The organism is Thermosynechococcus sp. JY1331 (assembly GCF_031583475.1).
Classification (GTDB): Bacteria; Cyanobacteriota; Cyanobacteriia; order Thermosynechococcales; family Thermosynechococcaceae; genus Thermosynechococcus.
In genome coordinates this window covers 1,750,909-1,766,822 of sequence record NZ_CP134180.1, presented here as the reverse complement: position 1 = coordinate 1,766,822, position 15,914 = coordinate 1,750,909, and the positions used below count along the sequence as shown (strand labels likewise).

19 protein-coding genes, 1 tRNA gene, 1 pseudogene and 1 riboswitch are annotated in these 15,914 nt (G+C 54.3%); of the genes and pseudogenes, 14 read left to right on the top strand and 7 right to left on the bottom strand.

Annotated elements, in window-relative coordinates; all coding sequences use genetic code 11:
• Nucleotides 1-361: 361 nt before the first annotated feature.
• Together RHJ31_RS08555 and murQ are read left to right on the top strand one after the other, a co-directional pair.
• Nucleotides 362-931, top strand: a complete 570-nt coding sequence (locus tag RHJ31_RS08555; RefSeq protein WP_302676311.1) for a glyoxalase-like domain protein — start codon at nt 362-364, stop codon at nt 929-931.
• A complete protein-coding gene (gene murQ / locus RHJ31_RS08550) occupies nt 928-1,854 on the top strand; it encodes an N-acetylmuramic acid 6-phosphate etherase (protein ID WP_302676310.1) in 927 nt (308 codons plus the stop codon). Before RHJ31_RS08555 ends, murQ begins: the two co-directional genes overlap by 4 nt.
• On the opposite strand, the gene RHJ31_RS08545 is transcribed toward murQ, so the two are convergent.
• Nucleotides 1,851-2,147, bottom strand: a complete 297-nt coding sequence (locus RHJ31_RS08545; RefSeq protein WP_302676309.1) for a hypothetical protein — start codon at nt 2,145-2,147, stop codon at nt 1,851-1,853. The two genes, murQ and RHJ31_RS08545, sit on opposite strands and share 4 nt — an antisense overlap.
• A gap of 150 nt (nt 2,148-2,297) precedes the next feature.
• Nucleotides 2,298-2,382, bottom strand: a tRNA-Ser gene (locus tag RHJ31_RS08540).
• Nucleotides 2,383-2,418: 36 nt separating this feature from the next.
• Here RHJ31_RS08540 and RHJ31_RS08535 point away from each other — a divergent pair.
• Together RHJ31_RS08535 and cbiE are read left to right on the top strand one after the other, a co-directional pair.
• Nucleotides 2,419-3,033, top strand: coding sequence for a cobalt-precorrin-8X methylmutase (locus tag RHJ31_RS08535; RefSeq protein ID WP_302676308.1), 615 nt, complete (start codon nt 2,419-2,421; stop codon nt 3,031-3,033).
• Nucleotides 3,030-4,277 (top strand): precorrin-6y C5,15-methyltransferase (decarboxylating) subunit CbiE, encoded by a 1,248-nt coding sequence (cbiE, locus tag RHJ31_RS08530; protein WP_302676307.1) that lies wholly within the window; start codon nt 3,030-3,032, stop codon nt 4,275-4,277. The genes RHJ31_RS08535 and cbiE overlap by 4 nt, the downstream gene beginning before the upstream one ends.
• Here cbiE and RHJ31_RS08525 read toward each other — a convergent pair.
• Entirely contained in the window at nt 4,268-4,798 is a 531-nt protein-coding gene (locus RHJ31_RS08525; RefSeq protein ID WP_302676306.1) for a pentapeptide repeat-containing protein, read from the bottom strand. The two genes, cbiE and RHJ31_RS08525, sit on opposite strands and share 10 nt — an antisense overlap.
• 121 nt (nt 4,799-4,919) lie before the next feature.
• Here RHJ31_RS08525 and RHJ31_RS08520 point away from each other — a divergent pair, with 121 nt between their 5' ends.
• From RHJ31_RS08520 to RHJ31_RS08495, 6 genes are all read left to right on the top strand, one after another.
• A complete protein-coding gene (locus tag RHJ31_RS08520) occupies nt 4,920-6,455 on the top strand; it encodes a SagB/ThcOx family dehydrogenase (RefSeq protein WP_302676305.1) in 1,536 nt (511 codons plus the stop codon).
• Nucleotides 6,452-6,898, top strand: a complete 447-nt coding sequence (locus RHJ31_RS08515; RefSeq protein ID WP_302676304.1) for an Rrf2 family transcriptional regulator — start codon at nt 6,452-6,454, stop codon at nt 6,896-6,898. The genes RHJ31_RS08520 and RHJ31_RS08515 overlap by 4 nt, the downstream gene beginning before the upstream one ends.
• A 42-nt stretch (nt 6,899-6,940) precedes the next feature.
• Complete coding sequence (locus RHJ31_RS08510) at nt 6,941-7,345, top strand: FHA domain-containing protein (RefSeq protein ID WP_206199616.1); 405 nt, start codon at nt 6,941-6,943, stop codon at nt 7,343-7,345.
• 118 nt (nt 7,346-7,463) lie between these two features.
• Complete coding sequence (gene rplU / locus RHJ31_RS08505) at nt 7,464-7,799, top strand: 50S ribosomal protein L21 (RefSeq protein WP_206199617.1); 336 nt, start codon at nt 7,464-7,466, stop codon at nt 7,797-7,799.
• Nucleotide 7,800: 1 nt separating this feature from the next.
• Complete coding sequence (rpmA, locus tag RHJ31_RS08500; protein ID WP_206199618.1) at nt 7,801-8,064, top strand: 50S ribosomal protein L27; 264 nt, start codon at nt 7,801-7,803, stop codon at nt 8,062-8,064.
• Between the two features lie 174 nt (nt 8,065-8,238).
• A riboswitch (Glutamine riboswitch) is annotated at nt 8,239-8,351 on the top strand.
• 39 nt (nt 8,352-8,390) lie between these two features.
• On the top strand, nt 8,391-8,834 hold the full coding sequence (locus RHJ31_RS08495; RefSeq protein ID WP_206199619.1) for a DUF4278 domain-containing protein: 444 nt from the start codon (nt 8,391-8,393) through the stop codon (nt 8,832-8,834).
• Nucleotides 8,835-8,927: 93 nt separating this feature from the next.
• On the opposite strand, the gene RHJ31_RS08490 is transcribed toward RHJ31_RS08495, so the two are convergent.
• On the bottom strand, nt 8,928-10,262 hold the full coding sequence (locus RHJ31_RS08490; RefSeq protein WP_310445787.1) for an alkaline phosphatase PhoX: 1,335 nt from the start codon (nt 10,260-10,262) through the stop codon (nt 8,928-8,930).
• A gap of 145 nt (nt 10,263-10,407) precedes the next feature.
• Here RHJ31_RS08490 and RHJ31_RS08485 point away from each other — a divergent pair, with 145 nt between their 5' ends.
• The 3 genes from RHJ31_RS08485 to RHJ31_RS08475 all read left to right on the top strand — a co-directional run bounded on the left by RHJ31_RS08485 (nt 10,408) and on the right by RHJ31_RS08475 (nt 12,482).
• Nucleotides 10,408-10,668 (top strand): ParB N-terminal domain-containing protein, encoded by a 261-nt coding sequence (locus tag RHJ31_RS08485; RefSeq protein WP_206199621.1) that lies wholly within the window; start codon nt 10,408-10,410, stop codon nt 10,666-10,668.
• Nucleotides 10,669-10,731: 63 nt separating this feature from the next.
• Complete coding sequence (locus RHJ31_RS08480) at nt 10,732-11,904, top strand: ABC transporter ATP-binding protein (RefSeq protein ID WP_302676302.1); 1,173 nt, start codon at nt 10,732-10,734, stop codon at nt 11,902-11,904.
• On the top strand, nt 11,901-12,482 hold the full coding sequence (locus RHJ31_RS08475; RefSeq protein ID WP_302676301.1) for a helix-turn-helix domain-containing protein: 582 nt from the start codon (nt 11,901-11,903) through the stop codon (nt 12,480-12,482). Before RHJ31_RS08480 ends, RHJ31_RS08475 begins: the two co-directional genes overlap by 4 nt.
• Here the strand turns inward: RHJ31_RS08475 and RHJ31_RS08470 are convergent.
• Nucleotides 12,364-12,771 carry a ferredoxin gene (locus RHJ31_RS08470; protein ID WP_149820658.1) on the bottom strand — a complete coding sequence of 136 codons (408 nt, stop codon included), beginning with the start codon at nt 12,769-12,771 and terminating at the stop codon, nt 12,364-12,366. The genes RHJ31_RS08475 and RHJ31_RS08470 overlap by 119 nt on opposite strands.
• A gap of 12 nt (nt 12,772-12,783) precedes the next feature.
• Nucleotides 12,784-13,575: a proteasome-type protease gene (locus RHJ31_RS08465; RefSeq protein WP_190278070.1), complete on the bottom strand. Its 792-nt coding sequence runs from the start codon at nt 13,573-13,575 to the stop codon at nt 12,784-12,786.
• Between the two features lie 138 nt (nt 13,576-13,713).
• On the opposite strand from RHJ31_RS08465, the pseudogene RHJ31_RS08460 reads away from it, so the two are divergent.
• Nucleotides 13,714-14,694: pseudogene (locus tag RHJ31_RS08460) on the top strand (cation:proton antiporter); the annotation flags it as partial.
• A 71-nt stretch (nt 14,695-14,765) separates the two neighbouring features.
• On the opposite strand, the gene RHJ31_RS08455 reads toward RHJ31_RS08460, so the two are convergent.
• Nucleotides 14,766-15,896 carry a transposase gene (locus RHJ31_RS08455; protein WP_302676299.1) on the bottom strand — a complete coding sequence of 377 codons (1,131 nt, stop codon included), beginning with the start codon at nt 15,894-15,896 and terminating at the stop codon, nt 14,766-14,768.
• Between the last annotated feature and the right edge of the window lie 18 nt (nt 15,897-15,914).

The window sequence follows — 15,914 nt, the reverse complement described above, 5'->3', positions numbered from 1 at the left end:
CCCACTGTTGGCCAAGTCCACTGAACACTAGGAAACAAATGCCTAAGAAGCAACCGCAAACACAAATAAGTGGAATTTGGAATGTTGCAGGGGGCTGGGGTGTTGTCTTTTGGTAAACACTCGTCTGGCGAAATGCGCTGAGGGGCATAGCTCACAACGACAGTTCTAGGGGAAACCCGTGTTTAAGAGAACATTATTTACAAATTAAAGGATTATAACCTAGCCCCACCCCCCTACAGCCCTTGGCTGATCCCAGTCTCAGCAACGTCAAGAATATATTTTTATCAATGAATAAACCATTGCTGGGTCTGTTGACTAGGATAGTCACTAGAATAAAAGGAGCTTTCCCTAGAACATTGGCATGTTGTTGACTCCTCCTTTGTTTGCTTGGCTGGATGGTCTCTGGGATGGGATATTCTCCACCCAAGGGATCATGATCATGCTGCTGATGGGCTACGCAGGGGCGATGTGGCTCTTTTTGTCCAGTGCCCCCAAGGTCTATACGATCATGGTCTCGGATTTGGAGCACGCGCGGCAGTTCTACGAGCAGGAGTTGCATTTGCCGATCGCTGATGTACCGCTGCACTACTACTACAACTATGAGCAAACCCTTGGCGTGGCTTCGATGGATCCGCTCTATGTGCCCTCGGCCTTGAGCTACAGCAGCCCCAAGCGCCCCAGCCCTAGTGATGGGTTGTGGTACCAACTCAAGAAAAATACGCAACTGCATGTCATTAGTGGTGCCAGCAAGGGGGAACGCCACCGTCAGCGCCATGTCTGCTTTGACCGTGAGTGCCTCGAACTCCTATTGCTGCGGATTCAACGGCGGCAGTTGCGCTACAAAATGCGCAGCGATCGCCCCCTCAATTTCCTTGTCAAGGACTACGACGGCACCGTGATTGAAATGGCAGAAATTTCGGCGCGGCCATGACAGACCTCCAAGAACTCCCTAGTCGTGGTCATCTCTTGACGGAGCAGATCAATCCCGCCAGCCAGAATCTGGATCAGCTCACTCCCTTGGAACTAGTTGATCTGTTTAATCAGGAAGATGCCCAAACGCTGCGGGCGATCGCCCAAGCCCGCGAGGCCTTAGCCCAAACCATTACCGCCACAGCAGCCCGCCTCCGCCAAGGGGGACGCCTCTTCTACATTGGTGCCGGCACCAGTGGTCGCTTGGGGGTTTTGGATGCTGCGGAATGTCCACCCACCTTTTGTACGCCGCCCCATTTGGTTCAAGGCATTCTGGCCGGCGGTGAGGCTGCCCTTGTGCGCAGTTCCGAAGGCCTTGAGGATCGCTACGAAGATGGCGCCGCCGTGGTGGGCGATCGCCAGATTACTGCCCAAGATGTGGTGATGGGTATTACCGCTGGCGGAACCACTCCCTATGTTCATGGGGCACTGGATGCAGCGCAAGCAGTAGGGGCACTTACGGTCTTTATGGCCTGTGTTCCCTCGGATCAGGTACAGCGGGTTGCCGACATTGACATTCGCCTACTGGTGGGGCCTGAACTCCTTGCTGGATCCACCCGTTTGAAAGCGGGTACTGCCACAAAAATGGCACTGAATATCATTTCCACGGGGGTGATGGTGCAGTTGGGCAAAGTCTATGGCAACCGTATGGTGGATGTGGCGGTCACCAATCGTAAGCTCTTGGATCGTGCTCTGCGGATTCTCACGGATCTCACGGGGATTGATCGCGCAGCAGCAGCAGCTCTCCTCGAACGCAGTGGCTACCAAGTGAAGCGTGCCCTGCTCATGTACTGGACAGGACTGGATGCCCTTGCCGCTCAAGCTCTACTCGATCAACACAATGGCCAACTGCACGCGGCCAAAAGTGCTGCCCTGAACCCCTAAATGCCCACTTTGAAGCCAAGACCGCGATTATTGCGGGGTTCCTCAAACTGCCTGTACACCTTTGGATCGGGGCGAGTAGGCACAGGCGAAATCTCTAGGCTGTTTTCAATCTCTGCCATATTACTCGCAGGTGGGACAGCATTGGGGTTTGCCGCAGGATCGGGTGCCGATTGCAGTGCCGATCGCAACTCGGGGCTAACTTGAATCGTGCCAATGGCAGCGGAATTAGCAAAGGCAGGTACAGCAGGCAGCATACTGGCAATTACTATCCAAGGGATTGAGGAGAAACGCATAGTAAAGAATCCTCAAGGGGGTTAGAAATTAAGCACTTAAGAACCCCTAACTGCGTTGGGAGTATTCTCTATGTTTTCTATTCTAGGGCAGCCACCTCTCCCTTGGTTGCAGCAAAGGATACCCCCTGTAGTGGCAAGATAACAATAGGACGGAGAGAGAGGGATTCGAACCCTCGGTGAGTTGCCCCACACAGCATTTCCAGTGCTGCGCCTTCGACCACTCGGCCATCTCTCCACGTTTAGGCAGTTCTACTATCCTATCAGAAGTCCTGTGTCTCTGCTGCATCCCATTGCCCAAGCCAGTTTTGCCATCATTGATCGCGAGATCGGTCCTCACCCCTTTGATGCCCCAAGCTATGCGATTTTGCGGCGAATTATCCACAGCACGGCAGATTTTGAGTTTAAGAACCTGCTGGAGATTTCGCCGGGGGCGATCGCCCACATGACCCAAGCCCTGCGCTCAGGTGTGCCGATTATTACCGATGTGGCCATGGTCAGGGTCGGCATTCAAACCATGGTCAGCCGTACCTTCGAGAATCCGATCATTACCGCCCTCGACGATGGCAGCCACACCGCTCCCGATCAAACCCGCAGCGAAGCAGGGATGATCCGCGCTTGGCAACAGTGGCCCTATGCCCTGTTTGTGGTTGGAAATGCGCCAACGGCGCTCCTTGCCCTGTGCGATCGCCTGCAACAAACCCGTGTACCGCCGGCGGGCGTCATTGGTGTCCCCGTTGGCTTTGTCAATGTTGTAGAGTCAAAAGCAGCCCTTGCCCAACTGCCCGTGCCTCAAATTCGTGTTGCCGGTCGCAAGGGGGGATCGCCTGTGGCGGCAGCGATTGTGAATGCCCTGCTGGAGTTGGCCGATAGTGAGGAGTCAGCGTGACCCCGATTCATGTGGTCGGCATTGGCCTAGAGGGTCTGGCAGGGTTGGGGGCAACAGTTCAGGAAATTATTCGCACAGCGACGCTTTTGGTGGGGAGCGATCGCCATCTTCAGTTGATTCCCCATGGAGACGCCCCCCGCTTGTCTCTACGAGACTTTCATGCCACTCTCAAGGCGATTCAAACCCACTTGGCAACAACCCCCGACCCCCAAGTGGTCATTCTCACCAGTGGCGATCCCCTGTTTTACGGGCTGGGACGCTGGCTGCTCGAAGTCTTTACTCCCGATCAGTTGACATTTCATCCCCACCTCAGCGCGGTGCAGTTGGCCTTTAGTCGCCTCAAGCTCCCTTGGCAGGACGCCGTGATCTACAGTGCCCATGGTCGCGATTTAGCCGGGTTGGTGCCGCTGTTGCAGCGGGGGGTGGAGAAAATTGCCATCTATACCGATGGTGAGGCTAATATTGCTGCCATTAGCCGCTTATACCAAGCATTGCACCTGCCTGTGTCCTACCGGGCGTGGGTGTGTCAGGCCTTGGGTAGTGCAGACGAAGCCATTCTGCCGTGGGACTTAGCCCAACCAGTGACGGAATTGCCGCCAGTACATCCCTTGAATTTGGTGGTGCTCCTGCGTCAATCCCAGCGCCTACCCCCTCGGAAACAGCCCGTTCTTGGCCTAGGGGATGATCAATTTTTCACCTTTGGCGATCGCCCCAGCCTGATGACGAAGCGGGAAGTGCGGGTATTGGCCTTGGCGGAACTTGCCCTCACCAGCACTGTCGAAACCGTTTGGGATATAGGCGCCGGCACCGGCAGTGTCGCTGTGGAAATCGCCCGCCTTGCTCCCCAAGCCACCATCTATGCGATTGAGAAAACGGCTATTGGCTGCCAACTCATTGAGCGCAACCGCAAGGCTTTTGGTTTGACCAATCTGATCCCAATCCAAGGGGCAGCGCCGCAAATTCTCAGTGGCTTGCCGCAACCAGATCGTGTGTTTATTGGCGGCAGTGGTGCCCAATTACTGGCCAATCTTGACTATTGCTGGTCGCAGTTGAAAGCTGGCGGCCGGGTGGTGCTGGCGATCGCCACCCTCGAACACCAAGGCCAAGTTCTCCACTGGTGTCAGACCCAGCAAATCAGCCCGCAAGTGCTACACGTGCAACTCAGCCGCTCCGTTCCCTTGGGTCAAGGCCACCGCCTCCATCCTCTGAATCCAGTCACCCTCATCACCCTGAGTCAGGGGTAAAAATAGCCATCGGGATAAACCGTGGTGCGATCGCACACCGCAGCCGACAGATCAACACCCGTTGCCCGAAAAAAATTACACCGCTGTACCTGTGCTGCCGTTAAATCTGCCTGCTCTAAATTGGCCTGTTGCAGGTTGGCCCCTTGGAGATTCGCTTGTCGCAAATTGGCATAGCGCAGATCCGCCCCCTGAAGATTGGCACCCCTGAGGTTTGCCCGTTCCAAATTGGCAGTGCGCAGATTCACCCGTACCAAGCTGGCGCCTTCAAGATCCGCTGCTGCAAGGTTCGCTTGATACAACTGAGCATCGCCCAACTGACTATGGCGCAGATTGGCAGCCGTTGCCTGAATTCGATTCAACTGGCAATAGGGCAGATAGGCATTCTCCAAATTGCTCTCACTGAAATCGGCATCGCTGAGATTGGTGTCAAAAAGGCTCAGACCCGTCAGATCGCTGCCCCGAAAATCTCGTTCCCCCGCTGCATAGGCTGCCAATAGTTCCTCATTGCTGAATTTGGCCATAATGGTATAAAGAGCGTTGTACTGTGACTAAGTATTTCTACCTAAACCTTTTTGACTGTAGGGGGATTTATTGAGGAAGTTCATATTACTTAATGGTTTCTTAACTTGGTGAGGCAACACAATGGGGTTTCAACCGCTTTCCTTGGCACAGCATTACCACGAACGCACCAAGTACGCCCCTGAGACCTTAGCCCAACAGGCAGCACCGCTCGATTTTAGTCGCCAGCCCAGTCCCTGCAAAACCTATCCTCTTGGTCAGTCCTTCTCCCTCAAGCCGTTTTTAGAACCTGAGCAGGGGGCAGCCCACCCCCACTGGCAGCGACTCTCACGGTTGTTGTACTGTACCTATGGCATTACTGGGGTGGTTCCCTATCCCGATCAGCCCTTTTATATGCGGGCAGCACCTTCTGCCGGGGGGCTATATCCAGCGGAAATCTATCTCCTCACTCGCAACGACACCGCCATTCCCGCTGGCATTTATAACTACCAAGTGAAAGACCATGCCCTTGTGCAGGTGTGGCAAAGCTATTCTTGGTCAGCCCTACAGGCCGCTTGTCTTTGGCATCCAGCGCTAGAAAGAACGCACATTGCGCTGATCGTGACAGCCGTCTTTTACCGTTCCGCTTGGCGTTATGGCGATCGCGCCTATCGCCGCATTTGCCTCGACATTGGGCACCTCTTGGGAAATGTGGAACTGGCCGCCAATATCAATGACTTTCGCGCTCACTTCATTGGTGGTTTTGTGGATGCCCAAATGAATGAACTGCTTTACCTTGATCCAGAACAGGAGGGGGTGTTGGCGGTGGTTGCCCTTGCCAATTTACTCGAAGTGGGTGAAAACTTGTCCACGTTCCCGGCAGTGTTGGCCTCTGCCACCTGCTATGACTATGGGGCGATCGCCAGTGGCGAGCTACTGAAGGCTTACCATCGTGCTAGTGCCCTCACCAATAGTGACATGATCTACGGCATGGCCAAAGAGACTCCCAGCCCCCCTGCCAAGGAGCCTACTGAACCCCCTGCTAGTAAATACAACTTTCCCTTTGGTCTGCGGGTGAGTCTCAGCAAAACCATCATTGACTGGGAAACCAATCTAGCCGCTCTCCAGCAAACCATTCTGCAGCGGCGCTCGACCCGTCAGTACAGTGGCCAAGGGATTGAAGTGGATCAACTGGCTGCCCTGCTCACCTTTGCCTACCATCCTCAGGACTACCGCGATCAAGGCCTAGATGAAGCCCCTAGTTTCTTTGACCCGACATTGGTGGAAACCTTTATTGCCGTGACGCGGGTCAAGGATCTAGAGGAGGGCTGCTACTACTATGCTGTGGCCGAGCATGAGTTACGCCAAATTCGCTTCAAGAACTTTCAAGAGCAGTTGCATTTCCTCTGCCTCCATCAAGACCTCGGTCGCGATGCCGCTGTGGTGATTTTCCATACCGCCAATCTGGAGCGGGCGATCGCTCGCTATGGGGAACGGGCTTATCGCTACCTCCACATGGATGCTGGCCACCTTGGACAGCGGATCAATTTGGCTGCCACCGCTTTGGGGCTAGGGGTCAGTGGCATTGGCGGTTTCTTTGATGATCAGGTCAACGATCTCTTGGGCATTCCCCCGCAAGAAGCGGTTCTGTACATTACCACCGTTGGCAAAGCAGCGTGACCCTCACCACCCGTGGCCACTACAGTATCAAGGCTCTATTGGACTTGAGTTTGTTACCCAACTATGGGCCTGCCTCCGTGCGCGCCATTGCTGAGCGGCAAAAGATTCCTGCCCCCTATCTGGAAAAACTCTTGATTGAATTGCGGCGGGCTGGCTTGGTGCGATCGCTGCGAGGCGTCTATGGGGGCTATCAACTGGCCCGTCCCCCGGCCGCCATTTCCCTGCGGGATATCCTTACTGCCGTTGGTGAATCGCCGACCCCCCTGTTTTTGCATCCTCCCCAACCGGAAGATGGCACAGCGGATTGGGTGACCTTGAGTCTCTGGCAACGACTCCACCAAAAACTTCAGGATGCCTTGGCCAGTATCTCCCTTGAGGATTTATACTTTGATGCCCGTAGTTGGCAAGCGGCTCAAGGGGATGGGGCAACGTTTGTCGTCTAGGCGATCTAGGCTAAGGGCATCCCAGAGTGGGGGGAGACACCCATGTCAGCACCAACCTACCCCAAAGCATGGCTGATCATTCGCGAACGTGGTTTGCCGAAACGGGAAGTTATTCTCAGTCCCGATCGCCAGTGGACGATTGGTCGCCAACTGGATTGCAATATTCTCCTCAAAGATACCTACGTCTCGCGAGTGCATGCCGTCATCAACGCCTTTCTCTTTAAGGGGCAGCCCCTCTATTTCATTAGTGATTACCACAGTCGCAATGGCACGCTCCTCAATGGCCTGCCAATTCAGCACAGCACCCTCCTCCACCATGAAGATGTCATTTGTGTGGGTACCACCCTCATTGTTTTTTACTATCCAGACATGTTTAAGGACATCTCCCTCGATGAGCGCCCCAAACTGAGCAAACGTTCAACCGGCAGTCTGCCTTGGGTTGGCTAGGGGTTTGACAGCCACAGGGGATAAATTTTATGATGGAAAATTGTTGAGTTTGCACGGAACAGGTTTTCCAAGAGGCACGCATCCCCTCACCTGCACGGCAAGGAGTTTTTTAGTTTCTATGGCATACGCAATCATTGAGACCGGTGGCAAGCAACTGCGCGTTGAAGCCGGGCGCTTTTACGATGTGGAGCGGCTCCCCGTCGAGCCAGAGGGCACAATTGATCTAGAACGGGTGTTGCTGGTGCAAACCGATAGCCAAGTCCACGTGGGTCAACCCTACGTTAGTGGTGCGGTTGTCTCTGGTACGGTGATGGGGCACCGTCGCGGCCCCAAGGTGATTGTCTATAAGATGCGCCCGAAAAAGAAAACCCGCAAAAAACAAGGCCATCGCCAAGAACTGACCCGCATCATGATCAACGAGATTCGTCTTAACGGTGAATCCCTAGGAGGTTAACATGGCACACAAGAAAGGAACAGGTAGTACCCGCAACGGTCGTGACTCCAATGCCCAGCGTCTGGGTGTCAAGCGCTTTGGTGGTGAAGTGGTTAAGGCCGGTCACATTCTTGTACGGCAGCGGGGGACAAAGTTTCACCCCGGCGCCAATGTCGGTCGCGGCAGTGACGATACTCTTTTTGCCACGATCGCGGGTGTGGTCACCTTTGAGCGCTATGGCAAAAATCGCAAGCGCGTGAGTGTCTATCCCCTAGCCGAGGGCTAAAACCACTCCTCGATAAACATTCAAAAATCATCTAATTGGGTCAATCCTCGGGGTTGGCCTTTTTTGTTGTCTTAGCCCATGACACCCCTAAGGAAGTGTTGACCCGAGTATTGTAAATTTCTATGAACAGCTTGCTTTAAGGTCGAGAAATTGTTAAATTAGATACAGAAATAAATCGTTCATCTCTCGCAGGACATCAGTAAACGCTTTTCAGACCGAGTTTAATTGTCAGCGTTGTACCTTCGCGAGGGACGGAAGTAGGGAAACAGATCCCGAAGGAACGCGCCTCAGCCAGTCCACCTTGTAATAAAAATGGGGCGAAAACTATGACGACTCTTACTTATCGCGGCGTTCAATACAACTACGTTCCTCCAGCGATCAACACCCAAGCAACGGATGTCGTGGCCAAGTATCGCGGTAGCACCTATCGTGTGGCTGCTCCGACAAATCCACCGGAAGACTCCTTAAAAATCATGACCTATCGGGGTGTCAAGTATCAAAAAGGTAAACAGCCCGCTGGTGTTCCCGCTGCGCGCTTGGCCGATAATGTGGCTTCTGTGCCCATGACAGCAACGGTTAACGAAATGGCTCGCTCCTTGGCGATGGCACATCATGTGATGATTAAAAGCCGTGAACAAACCCTCCTTGCCCGGATGGCAGAAGCAATCGGCATGCCGGTGACGGCAGCCCACTACTGGAACCAAATCCAAGGGAAAATTAACCCCGTCTTTGGTGCCACCTACGATCGCTCCCCTGTGGCGCTGAGCTAAGGCAGCAATAACACTGGGTTGAAGTGTTGAGTTGAGTCAGTAGGAAAATAACGAGGGAGTCAGGTCATTCTTGGCTCCCTTTTGCTGTGGGCATTAACCCCGCCGATCCCACGGCCCCCAAATGGCAAAGGTCATCCCCGTATGGTAGAGATTGACAAACATGGTTTGGCCGTCGGGTGAGAAGCAAACCCCCGCCAGTTCTTGATCATTGAGGGCATTGCGCGCAAAGGTGTATAGCTCTCCTTGGGGGGTGATACCAATGAGGCGATTAATGGCATCGTCGCCATCTTCGCAGCAAATGAGATCTCCCCAAGGAGCCATCGTCAAGTTATCGGGATAATCAAGAACCTCTTTGCCGGGGGACTCGACAAACAGCTCAATCGTGCCACCATCTGCTGCGGTGCGACCGGGGCGGTATCGCCAGATTTGGCCTAGCCGCTTTTCACCACCACTGGTGGCTGTAAAGTAAAATTCGCCATTGTGGTAGCAGAGGCCTTCACCGCGTACAAATTGGGCTGCCCCTTTGTCGTAGCCCTCATAGCGCACGGTGTCGAGGGGGGGGTCAGGCTGGGTGATATTTACCCATTCCACTTCAAAGGGTTTGCGCAGGGGAAAATCCTGACCGGTGTTAATTTTCGGGTGGCGTTTGATTTTCAAGGCTTGGAGTTGGCCGCCAGCAGCAAGGTTGGTGGGTTCCTTGGGAATAAAGCGATAAAAGAGACTATCGCCGCGATCCTCTGTTTGATAGACGATATGCGTTTGCGGGTCGATGGCGATCGCCTCATGTTGAAAGCGCCCCATTGCCTTGAGGGGAACTGGCGTCACGGGGCCTTGGGCACTGATCGGTACTTCAAAGTTGTAGCCATGGCGTTTTTGCACCGGACCGCGGTTGGCAGGATGTTCGGGCGTGGAAATGGTTTCCTCGCAGCTAATCCAACTGCCCCAAAGGGTTTTGCCGCCACCACAATTGCGCGAGGTACCGGCCAAAGAAACGTAATGCTTGAGGAGTTGCCGATCTTTGCTCACCACGAGTGTAGTGGTGCCGCCGGGGGCAATGGGGTCATACATCCGCTCCTTGGGAGCCACCACCCCCTGAAAGGCACGGGGTAGCCCCGGATACATCTCATGGTTGCGCACAAGGATGGTCGTGCCATCGGGGCCGGGGAAGGCGGCCATGCCATCATGGAGCGTCGGGACGGGGGTACCATCACTCAGGCGATCGCCCAGCTTGGAAAACACCCGATACTGAAAGCCTGCCGGCAAATCCAACAGGCCATTGGGATCCTTGACCAAGGGGCCAAATCCGCGTGTGGTCAGCAGTTCACCTTGGGCGGCCCGTTGATAGAGAAGCTGTAATCCTTGGGGAAACAGTGCTGCCCCCATACCGGCGGCGGCAAGGGTGAGGAAGCGACGACGTTGCAAACCCATAAAAAACCCATGTAAACTGCACAACCAACGGCTAAAAGCCGACCCCTATTGTCTTACTGCAAACTTAGGAAGTTATTCAAGGGCGTTGTGTTGCCGATTGCAGATCGCTTGCTAAAATAAAGTCATAATGAGTTTGGATAAGTCAATGCGAGTGATCGATTTGCCCCTCAATGCCATTCGTCGTCCCCTGATTCGGCAAACGGATCCTGCAAAAGTCGCAGCGTTGATGGCCTCCATTGCGGAAATTGGCCAGCAGGAACCCATTGATGTCCTTGAAGTCGAAGGGCAGTACTATGGTTTTTCGGGGTGTCATCGCTACGAAGCCTGTCAACGGCTCGGACTGCCGACGATTCGGGCACGAGTCCGCCGGGCGCCCCGTTCGGTACTGAAGCTGCACCTTGCCTAGGCATCTTGTCAGATTCGCCTCAGTGTGGGATTCTAGCCAATTAGCCCCTCTAGGATAGCGATCGTGACCGGTGTACGCCTTGAACAAGTGACCAAGGTCTATCGCGACCCCCAGCGCGGGCATGATGTCACGGTGCTGCAAGGGATTGATCTGAGGGTCGGTGCGGGCGAGTTTTTGGTGCTGGTGGGGCCTTCGGGGTGTGGCAAAAGTACCCTGCTGCGGCTGATTGCGGGTTTGGATGAACCAACCACGGGCACAATTTGGGTGGGCGATCGCGTGGTCAATGGTTTACCGCCCAAAGCGCGGGACATTGCCATGGTTTTTCAAAGCTATGCTCTTTATCCCCACTTGACGGTCTATGACAACTTGGCCTTTGGCTTGCGCCGTAACGCCCAGATGAATGGCCTCCTCCCCGCCCCCATTGAAGCAACTTTGACGCGCTGGACGCGATCGCTCCCCAAACCGCTGCAACTGTCTTTTCCCCGCGAACGCATGATTCACCAGCGGGTGATGCAGATTGCGGCGATGTTGCAAATTGGTCACTTGCTCTACCGCTATCCCAAACAACTGTCCGGTGGTCAGAAGCAGCGGGTGGCCCTCGGACGAGCCATGGCCCGCAATCCCCAAGTGTTTTTGATGGATGAACCGCTTTCAAACCTTGATGCCAAGCTGCGCACCGAAACCCGCGCTCAAATTGTCCAACTGCAGCAGCAATTGGGCATCACAACCATTTATGTGACCCATGATCAAACGGAAGCGATGACGATGGGCGATCGCATTGTGGTGCTGCACCAAGGTCAAATCCAACAAATTGCCAGCCCCCTCGACCTGTATCAACGCCCTGCCAATCGCTTTGTCGCTGAGTTTATTGGCTCACCGCCAATGAATTTCTTAGCCGTGACCCTTAACCAAGGGAAGATTCAGTACCACCATTGGCAGTTGTCCTTGAACCCGCCCTTCCCCTCGACAGCGAAGGCATGGTTAGGGATTCGTCCAGAACATTTCGCGCTGGCCACAGCTGAAGAGACCGATGTCCTGCCCGTTCAAGTGGATCTCGTGGAAGCCCTTGGCCATGAAACGGGCTTGACGGTTCACCTCTGTGCGACAGGAGAAACGTTGCGGGTGCGCTTACCAGGACAACAGCCGATTCAGCGGGGCGATCGCCTGTATTTGCGTCCTGATCCCCAGCATTTCCACTTCTTTGATGAGCAAACGGGGCAGCGACTAGAACCATGAGCCAACGCCTGCAAGCCCGCCTTGCCATGGCCGGCATTACCCGCAAGAGTCAACTGCGCCGTAAAGGATTTACCCGCCACCAAGCCAATGCCATTTGGTCAGGGGAGCTGCGTCGCTTGCGCCTAGAGACCCTCGAACAGCTTGCCCAGGTTCTGGGGGTGACGCCCTTGGAGTTTTGGCAGTGGTTTTATGGTGAAGCGTCCCCTGAGGCTGCCCTGCAACACCAAGCTCTTCAGATTCTGGAGCCGTTTCTGCGTTTCTGGCCCACTGCCGCCTACGCCGCTAGCCAAAACCCCACCGCCCCCGCCCAGAGAATTTTGCCCCTTGTGAAGCCGGTGTTTCAACTCCTCGAGCAGTGGGGGATTCGGTTGATTGGTGAGGTTGGAGCCTGTGTGCCCTTTGATCCGCACCAGCACCAAAGCGATCGCGTGCCCTTAGAGGAAGGCACCCCTGTGCGCATTACCCATGCGGGCTATTGGTGGGGCGATCGCCTGCTCTTTCGGGCGGTGGTGACGCCAGTAGATACTCTTGGACAATCTGCCCCCTCAGCACATGCTCCTGAATCACCCGCTCAATAACTGCTGGCGTTGCTGAGTGATACCAGACGCCATCGGGATAGACCACTAAAATGGGGCCCTGTTGACACACCCGTAGGCAATTGGCCTTTGTGCGAAAAATACAGCCCTCTGGGCGCGGTTGATCCAAGCCCAATTCCTTGAGGCGTTTTTTCAAATACTCCCATGCTTCTAAACCCACTGCCTTGTCACAGCACAGGGGTTTGGTTTGATCAGCACATAGGAATAGATGCCGCTGAATGTGATCAATGCCGAGAGCTGCTACTTGCTGCGCTAACGAAGGAGATGTCATAGTTGGCTTTTTCTAATCTGCAACAAGGGTTTCCGGTGTTGGTAGCACCATTGAGGACGTGGGGGAGGGTTGACGCCGATTCCATTCAATGTCGGGCATTTCCTCAAAAGCCCGCCGCAGGGAGGCCTCCCAGAACTGCCGCACCTTCGACAAAAAAGGATCACCCAAGACAAATTCGGCGCGGTGACAGATCTGAAAGCTATCGGTGCGGTACATGATCAGGTCAAGGGGGGGGCCGACGGAGATATTGGATTTCATCGTTGAATCAAGGGAGAGCAGTGCATACTTTGCCGCCGCATCTACCGGCGTATCGAAGCGCAACGTGCGGTCTAAAATCGGCTTGCCATATTTTGTTTCACCAATTTGAAGAAAGGGAGTTTCGGGGGTCGCTTGCAGAAAGTTGCCCTGACTGTAGATCAGGTAGAGGTAGGGTTCCTCGCCACGAATTTGCCCGCCCACCAGAAATGTGCATTGGTAGTCAATGTTATCTTTGGCCAACCAAGGGCGATGACTATCGGTGACCTCCCGCAGCTTACCACCGACATAGCGGGCTACCTCGTACATATTGGGCAGCGAGTTGAGACTGTGCTCCAACTGACCCTTGAGATCACGACGAATGAGCGTGAGCACTTCCTGAGTAATTGAAAGGTTACCAGCGGTACAAATGACAATCACCCGCTCCCCCGGCACCGAAAAATCAAAGAGTTTCTGATAGGTGGAAATGTAATCCACCCCCGCATTGGTGCGAGAGTCTGCCGCCATCACCAGACCCGACGTGGTGAGAATTCCCAAGCAATATGTCATTTTGCCTATGCTCCGCCAATAACCAAGCACTATAGAGTGTATAAGGGATTTGCAGCGATCGCTACGGACGCTGGGCATTGGAAATTGACCTGATCATCCGATAGGGTAGGGTTCGGTGTCACAGTGAGGTTTGCAGCGATGTCAGCCATTCTAGAAACCCTTGCCCTGATTCTCCTGCTGGGATTCTTTGGGGGTCAGTTGGCACGGCGACTAGGGGCACCGGCCTTGATCGGCATGATCCTCGTGGGGATTGTCCTCGGGCCTGCGGCCTTGAATCTGTTGCAAACCGATGTCCTAACGGCAGCCCCCACCTTCCGTGCTGTTGCGGTGATGGTGATTTTGATGAAGGCGGGGCTGGGCTTGGATCGTCAGAAGTTGGCACAACAGGGCACGGTGGCGCTACGCCTCGGTGTATTACCCGCACTGTGTGAAATGGTCGTTGTGGCTGGGGTGGCGATGCTGCTACTGGGATTTGATTTGCGCCAAGGGCTATTGTTGGGGGCGATCGTGGCACCGGAGTCCCCGGCTGTCATTGTGCCGGGCATGCTACGGCTAAAAAGTTTGGGCTGGGGCGTGGACAAGGGGATTAGTGATGCGATTCTCTCGGGCAGTGCTATTTCCGATGTAGTCATACTGCTGCTGTTTAGTCTGCTGATGGGGTCTGAGCATGAGGGAGGATTCCTAGGGGCTTTGCCGCCCGCCTTGGGGGTGAGTGTGCAGGCACTCCTTGAAATTGGTGGTGGCTTGATCGTGGGCTATGGCTTGGCCTGGGCGCTGGTCTTTTTGTTGGTCAAGCAAAACTGGAGTCAAAATCGGGTGCAAACAACCCTCGTGGCAGCAGCAGTGGCCTTGGGAGCAGTGGGCTTGGCCGATCGCCTGCCGTTGTTTTCCGGCTACCTTGCGGTGATGAGTGCCGGCTTCTTCTTGATTGAGATGGATGCCCCCCTAGCGCGGCAATTGCGGGGCGGCTTTGATGTGCTGTGGCAGGTGGCAGAGATTTTTCTCTTCGTGCTGTTGGGTGCCAGTGTCCAGTTGGGGGTGTTGCAAAGTTCCCTCGGTGTGGGTTTGGTGATTTTGGCGGTGGGTACCTTGATTGGGCGGGGCATCGGTTGGTATCTACTCAGAGAGTTTCAGTAAACCTTAAAATACCCTACCATTTTTTCTGGTAGGGTTCCTCAACTGGCCAGCTGCTAGCCCTCGCACAAAGTCAGAAGCAGAGCCTGGTACAATTTTTCCACCAACTTAACCCCTACTTTAGATCGAACGAGCTTAGGGTTTAGCCTCGACGCTTTGAGCGAGTCGCAGTAGCGACCCAATTCTTGACCAATTGCGCTTTTGGGTCTGCTTCCTTTAGGCTCGATTTTTGTAAAGATGTGCTGCCAAATGGCATTTCTGCATAGCTGGCTGCCGCCGGGAACCCACCCTTCGCTCTTTCCGCTGGAATCTTCCACTAGCCCGAAGCCTAGGAACAGTTTGAAACTCTTTAGGGATCTGTTCCGCTTTGTTCTCCGCCTATCTCTTGACACAAACTCTATAATCTCCCGATTGTTAGGACCTAAGAAGTTCTCGAAAGGATAGATGTGGGCTAGTAGAAGGCCTTCTATCCTCGGCCCAAACCCAAATTGGGATAGGACTGCCCGGTATTTGTGGAACTCAGGTTTTCCGGTAAGGGCAACCAGCTTTTGTTCGATTGCCTTTATCTGATCCTCGATGTCGCAAAGCTGGTCTGCCTGAAATCGGGTGAACTCGGAGCACCCAAAACCCACTGAATTCGCAGCTAGGTGGGAGTATCTCGTCCTAGCTGCCTTTGGCAAGTCTCTGCCTGCCAGAAACTTCCATAGTGCCCCTTTAGTCTTTACCTCGGCAATTTCTGGCCACTCGTGAGATAACTGCTGGCGCAGGCGGTTTTTTATTGGCACTGTCCTGCGTTCGAGATGTTGGATTTCTAAGCAGTACTGTCTTATCTCGTAAGCTTCTGACCAGAGGTCAAACCTTAGAAAGTACTCTGGCTCTCCCAAATGGGCCAAGCCGTAGCAAGCCAGAGCTAGGGCGTCTGCTTGGTCATTTTTCCCCGGTAAGCGGTACGCCTTCCGAGTTGCGCATAGTTGCGAGTGGCCAACCCACAACACCTTCACCCCCGCATGGTGGAGGTAATCGGCCCAAAGCCTAGCGTAGTGAATGCCGGTAGGTTCCAACACCGCATGGGTGGGTTCTAAATTTAGTAGAGTATCGATTCCTTCCTTGTTAGGCAGGATGTCGATAATCTTCTCCCGGTTAGCTCTAAACCAATTTTTCGGATTGTCGGGTAATTCAGATAGCAAGCAAACGGAAACCCGACC